Genomic DNA, 16743 nt, shown 5'->3' with positions numbered 1-16743 from the left:
CGCGCCGGCAAAGGCGCGGGGCATCCGGTGATCCGCCCGGGCTTACTGGCGGATCGCGTCCTGGAACGACAGCTTCTCTTCGGTGTGCTGGGCACGCTCGGCGATCCAGTCGATCACCTGCTCTTCCATCACACGGTTCTGCAGGCCAGACATCAGCTGGGGGTCGTTGCGGTACATCTCAATGACCTGCTCCGGCTCTTCGTAGGTCGAAGCGATCAGGCGCATCGTTTCGTTCAGGCGCTTGGCTTCCAGGCGCAGGTCGTTGATGCGGGCCACTTCACCGACCAGCAGGCCGACCAGCACGCGCTTGGCGGCGGCGTCCTTGAAACCTTCGTGGGCATCGGCCGGGATCTCACCGACGTTCTGGCCGTTGCGGCGGATCTGCTCGACCTGCTGGGCCAGCATGGCGCGGGCTTCGTTCTCGACCAGGCGCGGCGGCATTTCCACCGAGGCGTAGGCGGCGATCAGCTGCTCGCCGACTTCGCGGCGCAGGCGGTTCATCAGGGCGCCCTTCAGCTCGCGCTCCAGGTTGGCGCGGATGTCGCTGCGGAACTGCTCCACATCGCCGCCCTTCACGCCGAAGCTCTTGATGAAGGCTTCGTCGACCGCCGGCACGACCGGCTCGGAGACTTCAGCAACCTTGACGGTGACCTGCACGGTCTTGCCGGCCAGCACCGGCACGCGCCAGTCAGCCGGGAACTCGACGTCCAGGGTCTTCTCTTCACCCTTGGCCAGGCCGACCAGGCCCTTTTCGATGGTTTCGAACATCATGCCCTGGCCGAGCACGATCGAACCCTTCTCGGTGCCTTCGGCCGGCAGGCGCTCTTCGCCGGCCTGCGACCAGGTTTCCACCGCGACCAGGTCACCGTCCTGCGCGCCACGGCTGACCGGGGCCCAGGTACGACGCTGGTTCTGCAGGTTCTCGATCATCTGGTCGATGTCGGCGTCGGTGATTTCGGCGCTGTGGCGCACGACGGTCAGCTTGCTGACGTCGATGTCGCCGAAGTCCGGCACCACTTCCACGGTGGCCACGAAGGAGAACTCACCCTCGTCGCCCTTGTCGATGCGCGGGCTGCCGACGATGCGCAGGTCGTGCTCACGCACGGCCGCGTCGAAGGTTTCGCGCAGCAGGCCGTCCAGCGCCTCGCCACGGACCTGCGCGCCGAAGCGCTGCTCGATCACCTTGGCCGGCACCTTGCCCGGGCGGAAGCCCTTGATGCGGGTGGTACGGGCGATTTCGCCCAGGCGGCCGACGATGTGGCTCTGCAGACGCTCTTCCGGCAGCGAGAAGCTCAGGCGGCGTTCCAGGTTGCCGGTGGATTCGATCGAAGCTTGCATGTTGACTCCTGCCACCGGTGGCCCAGGCCCCCGGCTCGATGATTGGGATGAAACGGTTGTAAGGACACGACGTCTGGGACGCGCCTGCTTGCCGCAGCCCTTTAGTTTCGCCCAATTCGGCCTGCACTGCCAGCGCGTGCCGGTCAAGGGGGGTTGAACCTGGCTCCCGGCAGACCCTCCGCCCGTGCCCGGCGAGCCCGCCCCGCGTTCAGGCACGCCCCATGGTGGGCCACACACATCAAAAAAAGGGCGCCAATGGCGCCCTTTTCCAGTACGGGACAGCGTCGCGGTCAGAGGACCTGGCAATCCTTGGACATCGGCGTCTTGCCGACATCACCACGACCGGTGCAGACCAGATTCACGGTCTGACCCTTCTTCAGGGTGCCGATGACCTCCAGGTGAGCCTGGCTGAACGAGAACTGCGGCTCGATGAACAGGCCCGCGCGCAGGCTCACGTAGGGGTCGCCCATCAGATCGGTGTTGATCGAGTCCACCGTGCCGGAAACGCGGTAGCGCTTGCCCTTGAACTTCTGGTCGGCGGCAACGGTGTTCTCCTCGTAGGCCTTGGCCAGCTCGGCAACAGTCACCTGCGGCAGCGCGTCGAGCGCGGCACGCTCTTCGTCGAGCTTCTTCTGCTCGGCCTCGGCCTTGGCGCGCTCCTTCGATGCCGCGGCGTCGGCCTTGGCCTGCTCCCTGGCGGCTGCGGCTTCGGTACGCTGCTGCTCACGCGCAGCGGTCTCGGCTGCACGCTGCTCAGGCGTCTTGTTGGCGTCGACCAGCATGCCGAGTGCCATCAGGCCCACGAACAGGACCACGATCACGATGATCGCCCACTTCAGAAACTTCTTCATGAATCCCCCCTTCCTTGTTGTAAGCGCAGCAAATCCGGCCACGCGATGCGGTCAACAAGTATAACGACTATGTGAAGACCGCTGGCCAACACTTGGGCAGATGCGGCATCTGCCAGTGGCATTGCAGGGGGAGTGGCTGGCCGGCCATGGACGCACCTCGGCTGGTGCGAAAGGGGGGACTCGAACCCCCACGCCTTGCGGCACTGGAACCTAAATCCAGGGCGTCTACCAATTCCGCCACTTTCGCGTGGCCGGCACAGGTGTTCATTGTCGCAGGCGGGGGCCGGAAGCGGAAGGCCTGCACAAAGCTGAATCCGTCACTCCGGGCGACCGGCCGCCGCCCGGAGTGACCGTGGATCAGTGCTGCTGAGGTTCAACGCGTGCCGTGTCGGCACCGTGCCCGGACACTGCGTCCACTTTGCGGATTTCAACGCCCCCGTCGCTGGTCCTGCGCAACTGCACCGCCTCGGGCCGGGTCACGCCTTCAGCTGGCGCCGTCGGCTGCATCTGCATCGCCTCACTGACTGGCGCGGCGGGAGCGTGCAGCGCATCGGTGTCGCGCTGCACGGTCTGTGCCGGGTCGCCGGGCTGGCTGCAGGCAGCGAGCGCCGCCAGCGCGAACGACAACAACAGCACCGGGCGCAGTCGATTGATATCACCCATCAGGATCGTCCTTCATGCATGCGCCATCGGCGCGGAAGAACCATTGGGTGCGATGCAGGACGCGATGCGATGAGAAACAGCGCACAGCATTGAAAACACTGATGACGCATGTGACCCCGGTTTCATCATCGCTTCAGTAGATCCACGCCATGCGTGGATGCGGCCTCCGCCTTCTCCACGCATGACATGGATCTACCGGCTTGGCGACTTGGCGCCCTCAGCCCGGCCACAGGCAAGAAAAAAGCCACTTGGCTGACCAAGTGGCTTTCGTCTGGTGGGCTGTCAAGGATTCGAACCTTGGACCTATTGATTAAGAGTCAACTGCTCTACCAACTGAGCTAACAGCCCGAAATCGGGGCGCGAATTATGACCCGATCCGCTCGGTGGGTGCAAGCACTTTTTTCAACATCGTTGAAACCAGCGCTGCGGTCCCGCTGCTGCTGCAGAACCCCGCCAGGCGGAGCGCTTCAGCGCGTGATCCATCGAAATGATGAGGTCACACTTATAAGAAAAAAGCCACCTGGCGTACCAGGTGGCTTCCGTCTTGGTGGGCCGTCAAGGATTCGAACCTTGGACCTATTGATTAAGAGTCAACTGCTCTACCAACTGAGCTAACGGCCCGTAAAACTCAGACGCACATTGTAGCGTGCATTCTGTTTATTGCAATACCGTTTCGGCAGCGCCGATACGGTTGAATCAGTGGGGTGGCTGAGGGGATTCGAACCCCCGACCACCGGAATCACAATCCGGTACTCTAACCAACTGAGCTACAGCCACCACTGAAACTTTCGTTCCCCCGCCGATACCCGCTGGCGCTGGAACTTCAAACCTTTGCCTGGGGACTGTCACCGAAGTTCAGGTCCGCCGAAGCGAGTCCGATATTCTGGTGGAGTCTTTACGCTTTTGCAAGCACTTCTTCACATCCGCCGATGCGATCCCGGTGCCTCGCCGATGGCGCGCCCGACAGGAATCGAACCTGTAACCGCCGGCTTAGAAGGCCGGTGCTCTATCCAGTTGAGCTACGGGCGCCCGAACCGGAACGGCGTCCAATCCGACGTGATGTGGGATTGGTCGGGGTAGAGGGATTCGAACCCCCGACATCCTGCTCCCAAAGCAGGCGCGCTACCAGACTGCGCTATACCCCGGTCTTGCAATCCCCTCGGGCCAGGCCCGGGGAGCTGGTCATTGTGGCCAAGCGCATCATGAACTGTCAACGCAGGCGACTCGCACCCGACGCCTGACACGGCACCACGTGCAACCATCGGCTATGCTCCCGGTCATCGGCCGGATGGCCGTCCAGCCCCTCATTCGCACGGAGAACACGCATGCGCAGCGGCAACCCGGCTCTTTCCGAGTCGACCTTCCTCGACCTCGCCAGTGGCTCGGTGGTAACCAGCCCCGACCAGGCGATGACTCTCAACGGCACCGTCAACAAGACCGGCTTCCTGCTGCTGCTGACCGTGTTGACGGCGGCCTTCGCCTGGAACCAGTCGATCGACGAGTACGACCAGGTCATGGACGCGGCCAAGGTGTACGCCATGGGCGGCGCGATCGGCGGCCTGGTGCTGGCTCTGGTCACCGTCTTCAAGAAGGAATGGTCCCCGGTCACCGCGCCGATGTACGCGCTGGTCGAGGGGCTTTTCCTCGGTGCCATCTCGGCCGTCTTCAACGCCAAGTTCCCGGGTATCGTGTTCCAGGCGGTGCTGCTGACCTTCGGCACCCTGTTCGCGCTGCTGATCGCCTACCGCAGCGGCGTGATCAAGGCCACCGAGAACTTCAAGATGGGCGTGGTTGCAGCAACCGGCGGCATCGCCCTGCTCTACCTGGCCTCGTTCGTGCTCGGCTTCTTCAACATCGATGTGCCGGTGATCCACGATTCCAGCTGGCTGGGCATTGCTTTCAGCCTGTTCGTGGTGGTCGTCGCCGCGCTGAACCTGGTGCTGGATTTCGACTTCATCGAAACCGGCGTGGCCCAGCGCGCGCCGAAGTACATGGAGTGGTATGGCGCATTCGGCCTGATGGTGACCCTGGTCTGGCTGTATGTGGAGTTCCTGCGCCTGCTGTCGAAGATCCAGCAGCGCTGAGCCCCATCAGGTCGTAAACGACAAGCCGTGGTCCGCGAGGGCCACGGCTTCTTTTTTGGAACCCCACCCCATGTCCCACACCTTCCACAGCTATCGCCCGGCCGACGGCCACCGCCTGCCGCACGACCCGTTCAACGCCATCATCGGCCCGCGACCGATCGGCTGGATCTCCAGCTGCGACGCCGAAGGAACCTTGAACCTGGCGCCGTACAGCTTCTTCAATGCGTTCAACTACACCCCACCGATCATCGGCTTCTCCAGCCAGGGCCGCAAAGACTCGCTGCGCAACATCGAAGCGACCGGTGAGTTCGCCTGGAACCTGGCGACCTTCGACCTGGCCGAAGCAATGAACGAAAGCTGTCGCGCGGTCGGGCCGGAGGTCGACGAGTTCGCCCTGGCCGGGCTGACGCCACTGGCCTCCACCCAGGTCGCGCCACCCCGCGTGGCACAGAGCCCGGTGAGCATGGAATGCCGCTGCACCCAGATCGTGCGCCTGCGCGATGCCGCCGACCAGGACACCAACGGCTGGCTGGTGCTGGGCGAAGTAGTGGCAGTGCACATCGACACCCGTTTGCTGGTCGATGGCATCTACGACACCGCTGCAGCGGCGCCGATCCTGCGCGGCGGCGGCCCCGCCGATTACTTCCGCATCGGCGCCGAACAACGCTTCCGCATGTTCCGCCCGGCCTGAGCCTCAGGCTGCCGGCGCACGCGACACCAGCGCCGGCAGCGACGAGGCCAGCAACGCGATGCCGGAAGCGGTCAGCAGGCTCAGTACGACCTGCCGGAAGCGCGCCTCGCTGATACCGATGTAGACCCGCGCGCCCAGCAGGGTCGGCACCAGCATGGCCGGCGCCACGATGGCGAAGTACGGCAGCATCTGCCGCGTCACCAGGCCACTTCCGACATAGGTGGCCATGGTCACCGCCAGCATGGCCAGGTTGAAGTTCTGGATGACCGCGCGCTGCTCGTCCTTGCCGAAGCCGCGCAGCGTGCTCCACAACGTCGGCACCGGCCCGGCGAAGCCACCGATGCCACTGAGCACGCCACCGGCCATACCGGCAATGGCGTCACCCACGCGCCCTCCGATCGTGATCGGCGGCAACGAGCGCGCCATCAGCATCACCGGGCACCACAGCGCCAGGAAGCCGCCCAGCAACGCCTTGAACCAGTCCATGTCCAGCTGCGGCAGCACCATCACGCCCAGCGGAATGCCGGCCAGCCCACCCAGCACGAAGGGCAGCAGCAGGCGCAGGTTGAAGCCACGGCGCACGGTGAACACCGCAACCAGCTGGCCGACCAGCGCGCCGAACACCGACAGTGTGGCCGCCAGTCGCGGCTCCAGCCCCCATGCCCAGAACGACATCGCCACCATCCCGAAGGCGAAACCCGACAGTCCCTGCACGAACCCGGCAACGATCGCGCCAAGTGCGACCAGCAGATACACCGACTCCATCACCACCTCGGTTGCAGCGGCACGACTACCCTGCCGCGCCCACCTGTGCAGCGTAGTGCGCCGCGAGGTGCTCGACCAGCGCACGCACCTTGGGGGCAAGCGCACGTGCATGCGGATACAGCGCGAAGTAGCGTCGCTGCCCCGCGTGCCAGGCCGGCAGCACACGGATCAAACGACCGGCGCGCAGGTCTTCCTGCACCGTCAGTGCGGTGAACAGGCTGATGCCCATTCCCGCCAGCGTGGCGGCATACAGCGCCGGCGTGGCATCCACGCGCAGGCGCTGGCCAGCTTCGATGTTCATGCTGGCACCACGCGGCCCCTGCAGCTGCCAGGGCAGCATCGATGGCGTGGGACTGAAGCCCAGCAGCGTGTGCTGCGCAAGGTCGGCCGCCTGCCGCGGCAGCCCGTGCCGGGCCAGATAGGCTGGCGCGGCCACCAGGATGCGCGGGCAGCTGGCCAGTTCACGTGCGACCAGCTGGCTGTCCGGCAACGCATGCGCGATGCGCAGGGCCAGGTCGAAACCGCCGCCCACCACATCGACCAGCTGATCATCGGCCGACAGGTCCAGCGAGACCTGCGGGTAGCGCTGCAGGAACGACGGCAACCACTGTGGCAACTCCTGGCTGGCGACCACCTGCGGCACGCTTATCCGCACCGAGCCACTGGGCTGGGCCTGTCCTGCACGCGCGCGGTCATCCGCCTCCTGCAGACGATCGAGCAGCGCACCGGCCTCCCGGTAGTAATCGCGTCCGGCTTCGGTCAATGACAGCCGGCGACTGTTTCGATCGAGCAGGCGTACCTGCAGGTGGTCTTCCAGTTGCCGCAGCTGCCGTGACATCGCCGAGTGGGTCGTGCCCAGGCGTTCTGCCGCAGCGGTGAAGCTGCCTGCGTCGACGATCGCGCGCAGCGCACGCAGGGCAGCGAAATGATCCATCAGCGGGCAACTCCACCTGGCGGGGCCCACGGCGTGCGGGCCCCGCCAGCTTATCAAGCGCCGTCGCCGGCCTTGCGCACCGGCAGCGCCAGGATCGCATCGGTGCGCATGACATCTCCGAAGGTGTCTTCGATCTGCGCCAGCGAGGCCTCGTGCAGCGCGCGATGATCCATGCGCTGGCCGCCGGCCAGATCCAGATCACGACTGGCTGTCGCATCGGACGACACGATCACCCGATAGCCGCGCGGTGCGGCGGCAGCGTCGCGGGCGGCACCGGCCACGCAGGCATGGGTCTGCAGGCCGGTGACGATCAGGGTGTCGATGCCGGCGTCCTTCAGCACGGCGTCCAGGACGGCAGCCGAGGCGCCGGCGAACACGCTTACGTTGTCCTTCTGCACCACGGTCTCGCCCTTGCGCGGCAGCAGGTCGCGATGGAAGGCGGCGTTGACGCTGCCCTGTGCGAACAACGGCGCACCGGCCGGCAGCACGTGCTGTACGTGGATCACGCGGATGCCGTGGGCGTCAGCAAATTCGACCACCCGCTTGGCCTGGCGCAGCGCGGCCACGCCATCGGGAATGACCATGCGGCCACCGGCAAAGCCCGGTGCGGCGCTGGCGTCGAAGTATTCGTTCTGGAAGTCGATCACCAGTACCGCGGTCTTCGCGGCATCCAGCGAGGCCGCGACCGGCGCGCCGGCCATGTGCCGGATGGTGGGATGGGACGGCTCGGCAGCGGCGACAGGGGCGGTGGCGGCCATGCCGATCAGGCTGGCCAGGCCGAAGGCGGTGAGGTTCATGTGCGGCTTCCTGTGCGATGGGTGTGGGGCACAGGATGCGGAGCGATTGACGCACGAACCAGCCATGCAACAGCACACGATCTGTGCGGAAAACGCACAGCTGGGTCGTTCCGTCATCCACGCATGGCGTGGATCTACCCGTAAACGCAACGGGGCGCCCGAAGGCGCCCCGCTGTGGATTCAACCGAGGTCGACCAACCGCTTACAGGCGGGTGGCGATGGCCTTGGCGAAGCTCATGGTGGTGCCGGTGCCGCCGAGGTCGCCGGTCAGCGAGTCCTTGGCTTCCATGGTGGCCACGATGGCCTTGCGCAGGCGCTCGGCATTTTCCGGCTGGCCGATATGGTCCAGCATCTGCGCAGCTGCCAGCAGCAGCGCGCACGGATTGGCCTTGCCCTGGCCGGCGATGTCCGGCGCGGTGCCGTGCACGGCTTCGAAGATCGCCGCGTCCTTGCCGATGTTGGCACCCGGGGCCAGGCCCAGGCCACCCACGAGGCCGGCGCACAGGTCGGAGATGATGTCGCCGAACAGGTTGGTGGTAACGATCACGTCGAACTGTTCCGGACGCATCACCAGCTGCATGCAGCAGTTGTCGACGATCATTTCCTGGAACTCGATGTCCGGGTACTGCGCGGCCACTTCACGGGCGACGTTCAGGAACAGGCCCGAGGTCGACTTGATGATGTTGGCCTTGTGCACGGCGGTGACCTTCTTGCGGCCGACGCTGCGGGCCAGCTCGAAGGCGTAGCGCACGATGCGCTCGGAACCCTTGCGGGTGATGCGGGTGCCGGAGAAGGCGGTCTCGCCGTCGGCCGACACTTCCTGGCCTTCGGCCAGGTACGCACCTTCGGTGTTCTCACGAACGGTGATCAGGTCGACGTTGTCGAAACGCGACTTGGTGTTCGGGAAGGTGTGGGCCGGACGCACGTTGGCGTACAGGTCGAAGTGGCGGCGCAGGCTGACGTTGATCGAGGTGAAGCCACCACCGACCGGGGTGGTCAGCGGGCTCTTCAGCGCGACCTTGTTGCGCGCGATCGATTCCAGGGTCACCGCCGGCATCAGGTCGCCGTGCTTTTCCAGGGCCACCAGGCCGGCGTCGGCGTCTTCGTACTCCAGGCCAGCGTTCAGCTGGTCGAGCACGAACAGGGTGGCGTCCATGATTTCCGGGCCAATGCCGTCGCCGCGGATGACCGTAATTTTCTGCGTCATTGATCGATGTTCCGAACAGGGGGAAAAACGCCGTCCGGACGTGCCCGGAAACGCCGGCGCAAAGGAAGTTTCACCAGCAATTATGCCTGAGCCGGGGCCGAGGTCCCAAATAGACCATGGTCCGGTAGCGCCGGGCCGTGCCCGGCGGGCGGGACATCTGCTATTCGCCGAGCATGGCCCGGCGCTACCTGGAGCCGATCAGGGCTCCTGGGCTGTCGGATCGCGGGGCAGGCCCCGGCGCGCGGCCGTGATCCGGTAGCGCCGGGCCATGCCCGGCGGCTTTTCGTTCAGGTCTCCGCCGGGCATGGCCCGGCGCTACCTCAGTGCTCGTGGGCTGCCGGGGCGGCCGCGCCGCCTTCGAGCTGGTCGAGGAAGTCGACCGCGCGGCGCAGGTGCGGGATCACGATCGAGCCGCCGACCACCAGGCCGACCGAGAAGGTCTCGAAGAACTCCTCGCGGGTCACCCCGGCGTCCTTGCACTGGGCCACGTGGTAGCTGATGCAGTCGTCGCAGCGAAGCACCATCGAGGCCACCAGGCCCAGCAGCTCCTTGGTCTTCACGTCCAGCGCGCCGGCCTGGTAGGTCTGCGTGTCCAGCGCGAAGAAGCGCCGCACCACCTGGTTCGGTTCGCCCAGGATGCGCTCGTTCATGCGCTTGCGGAACTCGGTGAACTCGGCGATGCGGTCCTTGCTGCCGTCGTCGCCCGCGCTCATGCCTGGCCCTGCCCGGCCAGCAGCGGCTCGAGCTTGCCTTCACGGTGCAGGGCCATCATGTCGTCGTACCCGCCGACATGGACATCACCCACGAAGATCTGCGGCACGCTGGTGCGGCGGGTCAGCGCCATCATCTTCTCGCGCTCGACCGGGTCCAGGTCGATGCGGACCTCGGTCCACTGCTGGCCCTTGCTCTTGAGGAAGTTCTTGGCGGCCACGCAGTACGGGCAGACGGCGGTGGAATAGATGGTGATGGCGGGGGCACCGCCGGCGGTCTGGGCTGTCACGGGAAACTCCACGATGGATCGACGGTCTACATATGGTACCGGTGCGCTGGAATTTCCACGCCACCGCCGCAACACTGTGGATTAACGAATGGTTGCCCCCTGCCCTGCCACGCTTGGCGCGCCCTGCCCGAGGACCTTCTGCTTGCGAGCCCTGCTGCTGACTACCGCCGTCACCCTGGCCCTGGCCATGCCGCTGGCCCAGGCCCAGGAGAAGCTGCCCGACATCGGCTCCTCGGCCGGCGAGCTGCTGACCCCGGCGCGCCAGGCCGAGTACGGCGCGATGATGCTGCGCGAGCTGCGCAACTACGGCTACCTGCTGGACGACCCGCTGGTGAACGACTGGCTGCAGACCATGGGCACCCGGCTTGGCTCCAACAGCGACCAGCCGCGCCAGCCCTACACCTTCTTCGTGATGAAGGACCGCCAGATCAACGCCTTCGCCACGCTGGGCGGCTACATCGGGGTCAATGCCGGCCTGGTGCTGACCGCCGAACGCGAGGATGAGGTGGCTGCGGTGCTGTCCCACGAAATCGCCCACGTCACCCAGCAGCACGTGCTGCGCGGGGTCGAGCGCGCCCAGCGCGACCAGATTCCGATCCTGCTCGGCATGCTGGCTGCGGTGGTGGCTGCCCAGGCCAGCAACAGCACCTCCTCGGGCAACGCGACCATGGCCGCGATCAGCTCGGGCATGGGCCTGATGCAGCAGCGGCAGATCAACTACACCCGCTCCAACGAATCGGAGGCCGACCGCCTCGGCATCCGCACCCTGTCGCGCAGCGGCTATGACGTGGACGCGATGGCCGGCTTCTTCGAGCGCATGTCGGCGGCGATGCGTGGCAACGAGGGCGGCTACAGCGTGCCCGAGTTCCTGCGCACCCACCCGGTCAACATCACCCGCATCAGCGAGGCCAAGGCCCGCGCCGAGCAGATGAAGAAGGACACGGTGCTGCTGACCACCAGCACCCCCAGCGGCGAGCGCAAGGAACGGGTGAATCCGGCCGACCCGGGCTTGGCCGAGCCGCTGCTGCGCGGAAACAACCCCTTGCTGCCCAGCAGCGTGCTGCGCATTCCGGTCGGCCAGCTGGCCCGTGGCGCCAGCGGCGACTTCGAGTGGGCACGCGAGCGCCTGCGGGTGCTCAGCGCCGATTCCACCGCCGAGCTGGAGCGCGAATACGCGGACATGGCCAAGCGGCAGAAGGACGGCCTCAACGACGCCCAGCGCTATGGCCAGGCGCTGGCGGTCATGCGCGGCGGCCGCAGCGGTGCCACGCAGGCCTGGCAGACGCTGGCCAGCCTGCTGCAGACCCGCCCGGACAACCTGTGGCTGGCACTGGGCCTGGGCGAGGCCGAATCGCGTGCCGGGCTGGGCGCGAAGGCCAACACCCGTTTCGAGCAGCTGCTGCGCGAGCACCCCAACAGCCGGCCCGTGGCCCTGACCTACGCCGAGATCCTGAACGAACAGGGCACCCGCGAGGCCGGCCAGCGTGCACAGGCCATGCTGCGGCCCCTGCTGTCGCAAAGTGGTAACGATCCGGTCTTCCAGCAGCGATACGCCCGTGCCAGCGAGCTGGCCGGTGACAGCGTGCGCGCCAGCGAGGCCTATGCCGAGGCCGCCTTCCTCAGCGGCCGCCCGGAGCAGTCGCTGATGCAGCTGCAGGCGCTCAAGCGCAACCCGGCGCTGGACTACGTGGGCCGGGCACGGGTGGATGCGCGCATCGAGGCGATCACCCCCACCGTGCTGGAGCTGCGCCGCCAGGGCGTGCAGGACCCGGACCTTGACCGCCGCTGAGTGCTGCATGACCGGTCGATGGCAATCCCGACCGGTTCCGGCCAGCTAGTCACAAACATGTCATCAAACCGTAGTCTACTGGCACCACTCCAGTAACCGAGCCCTACGGTGTCCTCGTGCAGAAACGCATCCTGATCGTCGATGACGAGCCCGCGATCCGTGAAATGGTCGCCTTCGCCCTGCGCAAGGGCGATTACGAACCGGTCCACGCCGGCGATGCCCGTGAGGCCCAGACCGCGATCGCCGACCGCGTTCCCGACCTGATCCTGCTGGACTGGATGCTGCCCGGCACCAGCGGCCTGGATCTGGCCCGCCGCTGGCGCAAGGAGACGCTGACCCGCGAAGTGCCGATCATCATGCTGACCGCCCGCGGTGAAGAGAACGACCGCGTCGGTGGCCTGGAAGCCGGTGTCGACGACTACGTGGTCAAGCCGTTCTCGGCGCGCGAACTGCTGGCCCGCATCCGTGCGGTCATGCGCCGCGCCCGCGAGGACGACGAGGACGGCAGCGTGGCGGTCGGACCGATCCGCATCGACGGTGCCGCCCATCGCGTGTTCGCCAACGACCAGCCGGTGCCGATCGGCCCGACCGAATACCGCCTGCTGCACTTCTTCATGACCCACCCCGAGCGCGTCTACACCCGCGCCCAGCTGCTGGACCATGTGTGGGGCGGCAGCGTGTACGTGGAGGAGCGCACCATCGACGTGCACATCCGCCGCCTGCGCAAGACGCTGGAACCGTTCAACGCCGAGAACATGGTGCAGACCGTGCGCGGCGCCGGCTACCGCTTCTCCACCGCCACCTGAGTCTCGTCGTGCCGGCGCCGCGCACCCGCGGGTGCCGGCACCGGCAACTCTGCTATAACCCTCGGTTCACCCCAGTGAACCGCCGCACCTCAACGACGAGATCGCAATGCCCCGCCACATCCGCTCTGCCTGGTTGAAGACCCTGGCCACCGTTGCCGCGGTACTGCTGTTCTCCGGACTGGTGGGGTGGTTCACGGGTCACCTGTGGTTGTGCATCGCACTGGGCGCGCTGGCCACCCTGGCCTGGCATTACTGGCGGCTGCGCAGCGTGCTGCGCCGGCTGACCGCGCGCCAGCGCTGGGACACCGCCGAGGAAGGCACCGGCGTCTGGAACGAGCTGGACCGCCTGCTGTACCGCAACCAGGTGGAAATGCGCGTTCGCAAGCGCCGCCTGCTCGACATGCTGCGCAGCTACCGCGCCGCCGCTGCCGCGCTGCCCGACGCCGTGGTGGTGCTGGACCGCAACAGCCAGCGCGTGCAGTGGTTCAACGAAGCGGCCACCGCCCTGCTCGGCCTGCATCATCCGGGCGACCTCGGCGAGGCGCTGGTCGAGCGCCTGCAGCCGATGCCGCTTGCCCACTGGCTGGCCGGCGGCCGCAATGCCGAGCCGATCCTGGACGTGCCCTCGCCGGTCGATCCTGCGATCCGCCTGAACCTGCGCCTGATTCCCTATTCGTCGGACTACTGGCTGCTGATCGCCCGCGACGTCAGCAAGCTGCTGCGCCTGGAACAGGTACGCCGCGACTTCGTCGCCAACGTTTCACACGAACTGCGCACGCCCCTCACCGTGGTCCACGGCTACCTGGACATGATGGACCCGGAGGATTTCCCGGGAACCGGACCGATGCTGGAAGAAATGCGCAAGCAGAGCCAGCGCATGGCCCAGCTGGTGGAAGACCTGCTGACCCTGTCGCGCCTGGAATCGCAGGAACACAGCGAGGAAGAGACGGTGGCGATGCAGCCGATGCTGGCCACGCTGCGCCGCGAGGCCGAGGCGCACAGCCAGGGCCGCCACCAGATCAGCATCGATGATCTGGCCGGCGTCGACCTGCAGGGCTCCACCAAGGAACTGCACAGCGCCTTCTCCAACCTGGTGACCAACGCGGTGCGCTATACCCCGGCCGGTGGCCGCATCGCGGTGGAATTCCGCCGCGAAGGCGACGGCGCGGTGCTGGCGGTGCGCGATTCCGGTTACGGCATCCCGGCCACCCACCTGCCGCGCCTGACCGAACGTTTCTACCGTGTCTCCAGCAGCCGTTCCCGCGAAAGCGGCGGTACCGGCCTGGGCCTGTCCATCGTCAAGCACATCCTCGGCCTGCACCACGCGCGGCTGGAGATTGAAAGCGAGGTCGGCAAGGGCTCGGTGTTTTCCTGCCATTTCGATGCCGACCACGTGCGCCCGCGCGAGTCCGCCCCCCTGACTTCCATCGAAGAATGACGCCATGAGCAGCCTCGGATCCCTCCCCCTCCCCGTGAGCCCGGACAACGATCCGTTGCGCGACCCGGCGCTCTACATCAACCGCGAACTGTCGCAGCTGGATTTCAACTTCCGCGTGCTGGCCCAGGCGATGGATCCGCAGGTACCGCTGCTGGAGCGCCTGCGCTTCATGTGCATCTCCTGCACCAACCTGGACGAGTTCTTCGAGATCCGCGCCGCCGCCGTCCGCCACGCGCAGGAGTTCGGCCTGCCGCCGGCACCGGACGGGATGAGCCCGCAGGCCATCCTCAACGCGATCCACGACCGTGCCGCCGAACTGGTGGACCAGCAGTACCGCTGCTGGAACGAGACGCTGCGCCCGGCACTGATGGAGGCCGGAATCGGCGTACTCGGCCGGCATTCGTGGACCCACCGCCAGAAGCGCTGGCTGCGCGCGTACTTCCGCAACGAGATCATGCCGGTGCTGTCGCCGCTGGGCCTGGACCCGGTGCATCCGTTCCCGAAGATCCTCAACAAGTCGCTGAACATCGTGGTGGTGCTGAAGGGCACCGACGCGTTCGGCCGCGCCGGCCACCTGGCCATCGTGCGTGCGCCGCGCTCGCTGCCGCGCATCATCCAGCTGCCGGAGAAGCTCGGCGGATCGCAGAACTTCGTGTTCCTGTCGTCGGTGCTGTCCACCTTCGTCGATGAGCTGTTCCCGGGCATGGAAGTCCAGGGTGCCTACCAGTTCCGCGTTACCCGCAATTCCGAGCTGGTGGTGGACGAGGAGGAAGTGGAGAACCTGGCGCTGGCACTGCGCGACGAACTGGTCGATCGCGGCTACCGGCCGGCGGTGCGGCTGGAAATCGCGCAGGACATGCCGCGCGAGATCGTGCGCACCCTGCTGCAGAACTTCGGCCTGACCGAGAACGCGGTGTACCGCATCGACGGCCCGGTCAACCTCAACCGCATCATCCAGCTGTACGACCTGATCGCACAGCCGGACCTGAAGTACCCGCCGATGACCCCGCGCACACTGCGCGACAGCGACGGCATCTTCGAGACAGCCTCGCGCCAGGACCTGCTGCTGCACCACCCGTTCGATGCCTTCACCGCGGTGCTGGACCTGATCCGGCAGGCGGCGATCGATCCCAACGTGCTGGCGATCAAGCAGACCCTGTACCGCACCGGCAAGGACTCGCTCATTGTCGACGCGCTGATCCAGGCCGCACGCAACGGCAAGGACGTGACCGTGGTGGTCGAGCTGCGCGCGCGCTTCGACGAAGAGGCCAACCTGGGCCTGGCCGATCGCCTGCAGGAAGCTGGCGTACAGGTGGTGTACGGCGTGGTCGGCTACAAGACCCACGCCAAGATGCTGCTGATCGTGCGCCGCGAGGGCCGCAAGCTGCGCCGCTACGTGCACCTGGGTACCGGCAACTACCACAGCGGTACCGCCCGCGCGTACACCGACATCAGCCTGATCACCGCCGATGCGGACATCGGCAACGACGTGCACCTGCTGTTCCAGCAGCTGTCCGGGCTGGCGTCGAAGATGAAGCTCAAGCGCCTGCTGCAGTCGCCCTTCACCCTGCACACCGGCATCCTCGGCCGCATTGAGCGCGAAACGCGCATCGCCGCCGCCGGCCGCCCGGCGCGGATCATCGCCAAGATGAACGCCCTGAACGAACCGCAGGTGGTACGCGCGCTGTACGCCGCCTCGCAGGCGGGCGTGCAGATCGACCTGATCATCCGCGGCGCCTGCACCCTGCGCCCGGGCGTGCCGGGTGTGTCGGACAACATCCGCGTGCGCTCGATCGTCGGCCGCTTCCTGGAGCACAGTCGCGTCTACTGGTTCGGCAACGACGGCGCGCCGGAGATGTACTGCGCCAGTGCCGACTGGCTGGAACGCAACCTGCTGCGGCGGGTCGAGACCTGCTTCCCGATCCTGGACCCGGAGCTGGCCAAGCGGGTCTACCGCGAAGTCCTGCAGAACTACCTCGACGACAACCTCAACGCCTGGGAACTGGATGCCGACGGCATCTACCACAAGCGTGCACCGGCCCACGACGAAGCCCCGCATTCTGCGCAGATGGCATTGATGCAGGGACTCTGACCCGGTGGGTGCCGACCTTGGTCGGCACAGCAGCGTTCATGCATAACACCGGGGTCAGAGCCCGTTGCGCAGCAACGGGATCCGACCCCGTGCCGTCCAGCAGATCGCAGAGAACTGTCGAAGGCGGGATGGGTCCGGTTGCGGGGGTGTGAGCGCCATGGGCCCGAGGCATGCCTCGGGCGGGTTGGGCAGGACGCCCAACCCCGGTCTTGCCGTGTGCGCAGGACAGCGCACACGAGCAAGCGCGACCAAGCCCCCATGGACGGGTTCACGGCGTCCCCTGCCATC

The 16743-nt window shown here is 66.6% G+C and carries 15 protein-coding genes and 6 tRNA genes; 6 read left to right on the top strand and 15 right to left on the bottom strand.

All coding sequences use genetic code 11. The features are described 5' to 3' along the window. Positions 1–42: 42 nt before the first annotated feature. The 9 genes from tig to QP552_RS04350 form a co-directional block, all read right to left on the bottom strand. Positions 43–1338 carry a trigger factor gene (tig, locus tag QP552_RS04390; protein WP_106550097.1) on the bottom strand — a complete coding sequence of 432 codons (1296 nt, stop codon included), beginning with the start codon at positions 1336–1338 and terminating at the stop codon, positions 43–45. Between the two features lie 290 nt (positions 1339–1628). Continuing rightward, positions 1629–2189, bottom strand: a complete 561-nt coding sequence (locus QP552_RS04385) for a hypothetical protein (protein WP_052504338.1) — start codon at positions 2187–2189, stop codon at positions 1629–1631. Between the two features lie 162 nt (positions 2190–2351). After that, positions 2352–2436 (bottom strand) — tRNA-Leu (locus QP552_RS04380). Between the two features lie 110 nt (positions 2437–2546). Beyond that, a complete protein-coding gene (locus tag QP552_RS04375; RefSeq protein WP_043033729.1) occupies positions 2547–2852 on the bottom strand; it encodes a hypothetical protein in 306 nt (101 codons plus the stop codon). Between the two features lie 272 nt (positions 2853–3124). Then, positions 3125–3200, bottom strand: a tRNA-Lys gene (locus QP552_RS04370). A 197-nt stretch (positions 3201–3397) separates the two neighbouring features. Further along, positions 3398–3473, bottom strand: a tRNA-Lys gene (locus tag QP552_RS04365). Between the two features lie 79 nt (positions 3474–3552). After that, a tRNA-His gene (locus tag QP552_RS04360) sits at positions 3553–3629 on the bottom strand. A 175-nt stretch (positions 3630–3804) separates the two neighbouring features. After that, positions 3805–3881 (bottom strand) — tRNA-Arg (locus QP552_RS04355). Between the two features lie 39 nt (positions 3882–3920). Continuing rightward, positions 3921–3997: transfer RNA gene (locus QP552_RS04350), tRNA-Pro, on the bottom strand. A 180-nt stretch (positions 3998–4177) separates the two neighbouring features. On the opposite strand from QP552_RS04350, the gene QP552_RS04345 reads away from it, so the two are divergent. Continuing rightward, the gene (locus QP552_RS04345) at positions 4178–4936 is read left to right on the top strand and encodes a Bax inhibitor-1/YccA family protein (protein WP_181453935.1); all 759 of its coding nucleotides are present in this window, start codon (positions 4178–4180) and stop codon (positions 4934–4936) included. Positions 4937–5006: 70 nt separating this feature from the next. Continuing rightward, positions 5007–5627 (top strand): flavin reductase family protein, encoded by a 621-nt coding sequence (locus tag QP552_RS04340; RefSeq protein ID WP_286075101.1) that lies wholly within the window; start codon positions 5007–5009, stop codon positions 5625–5627. A 3-nt stretch (positions 5628–5630) separates the two neighbouring features. On the opposite strand, the gene QP552_RS04335 is transcribed toward QP552_RS04340, so the two are convergent. From QP552_RS04335 to grxC, 6 genes are all read right to left on the bottom strand, one after another. Then, a complete protein-coding gene (locus QP552_RS04335; RefSeq protein ID WP_106550090.1) occupies positions 5631–6392 on the bottom strand; it encodes a sulfite exporter TauE/SafE family protein in 762 nt (253 codons plus the stop codon). A 25-nt stretch (positions 6393–6417) separates the two neighbouring features. Beyond that, positions 6418–7326 (bottom strand): LysR family transcriptional regulator, encoded by a 909-nt coding sequence (locus tag QP552_RS04330; RefSeq protein WP_286075099.1) that lies wholly within the window; start codon positions 7324–7326, stop codon positions 6418–6420. Positions 7327–7379: 53 nt separating this feature from the next. Beyond that, positions 7380–8123: a cysteine hydrolase gene (locus QP552_RS04325; RefSeq protein ID WP_286075097.1), complete on the bottom strand. Its 744-nt coding sequence runs from the start codon at positions 8121–8123 to the stop codon at positions 7380–7382. A 202-nt stretch (positions 8124–8325) separates the two neighbouring features. Beyond that, a complete protein-coding gene (locus QP552_RS04320) occupies positions 8326–9330 on the bottom strand; it encodes an isocitrate dehydrogenase (RefSeq protein WP_099551263.1) in 1005 nt (334 codons plus the stop codon). A 320-nt stretch (positions 9331–9650) separates the two neighbouring features. After that, the gene (locus QP552_RS04315; RefSeq protein WP_106550087.1) at positions 9651–10043 is read right to left on the bottom strand and encodes a carboxymuconolactone decarboxylase family protein; all 393 of its coding nucleotides are present in this window, start codon (positions 10041–10043) and stop codon (positions 9651–9653) included. Then, a complete protein-coding gene (gene grxC, locus QP552_RS04310) occupies positions 10040–10330 on the bottom strand; it encodes a glutaredoxin 3 (protein ID WP_049400919.1) in 291 nt (96 codons plus the stop codon). Before grxC ends, QP552_RS04315 begins: the two co-directional genes overlap by 4 nt. A gap of 88 nt (positions 10331–10418) precedes the next feature. Between grxC and QP552_RS04305 the strand changes: the two genes are divergently transcribed. The 4 genes from QP552_RS04305 (at position 10419) to ppk1 (ending at position 16455) form a co-directional block, all read left to right on the top strand. Further along, on the top strand, positions 10419–12119 hold the full coding sequence (locus tag QP552_RS04305; protein ID WP_286075095.1) for a M48 family metalloprotease: 1701 nt from the start codon (positions 10419–10421) through the stop codon (positions 12117–12119). Positions 12120–12235: 116 nt separating this feature from the next. Further along, positions 12236–12925: a phosphate regulon transcriptional regulator PhoB gene (gene phoB / locus QP552_RS04300; RefSeq protein WP_005408258.1), complete on the top strand. Its 690-nt coding sequence runs from the start codon at positions 12236–12238 to the stop codon at positions 12923–12925. Between the two features lie 106 nt (positions 12926–13031). Beyond that, a complete protein-coding gene (gene phoR / locus QP552_RS04295) occupies positions 13032–14363 on the top strand; it encodes a phosphate regulon sensor histidine kinase PhoR (RefSeq protein ID WP_087921666.1) in 1332 nt (443 codons plus the stop codon). Between the two features lie 4 nt (positions 14364–14367). Further along, positions 14368–16455 carry a polyphosphate kinase 1 gene (gene ppk1 / locus QP552_RS04290; protein ID WP_106550086.1) on the top strand — a complete coding sequence of 696 codons (2088 nt, stop codon included), beginning with the start codon at positions 14368–14370 and terminating at the stop codon, positions 16453–16455. Positions 16456–16743 lie beyond the last annotated feature (288 nt).

The sequence above is a fragment of the Stenotrophomonas sp. 59 genome (assembly GCF_030291095.1).
GTDB classification, from domain to species: Bacteria; Pseudomonadota; Gammaproteobacteria; order Xanthomonadales; family Xanthomonadaceae; genus Stenotrophomonas; species Stenotrophomonas maltophilia_Q.
The sequence above is the reverse complement of the archived record's forward strand: the minus strand, read 5'-3'. Positions and strand labels throughout refer to the sequence as shown.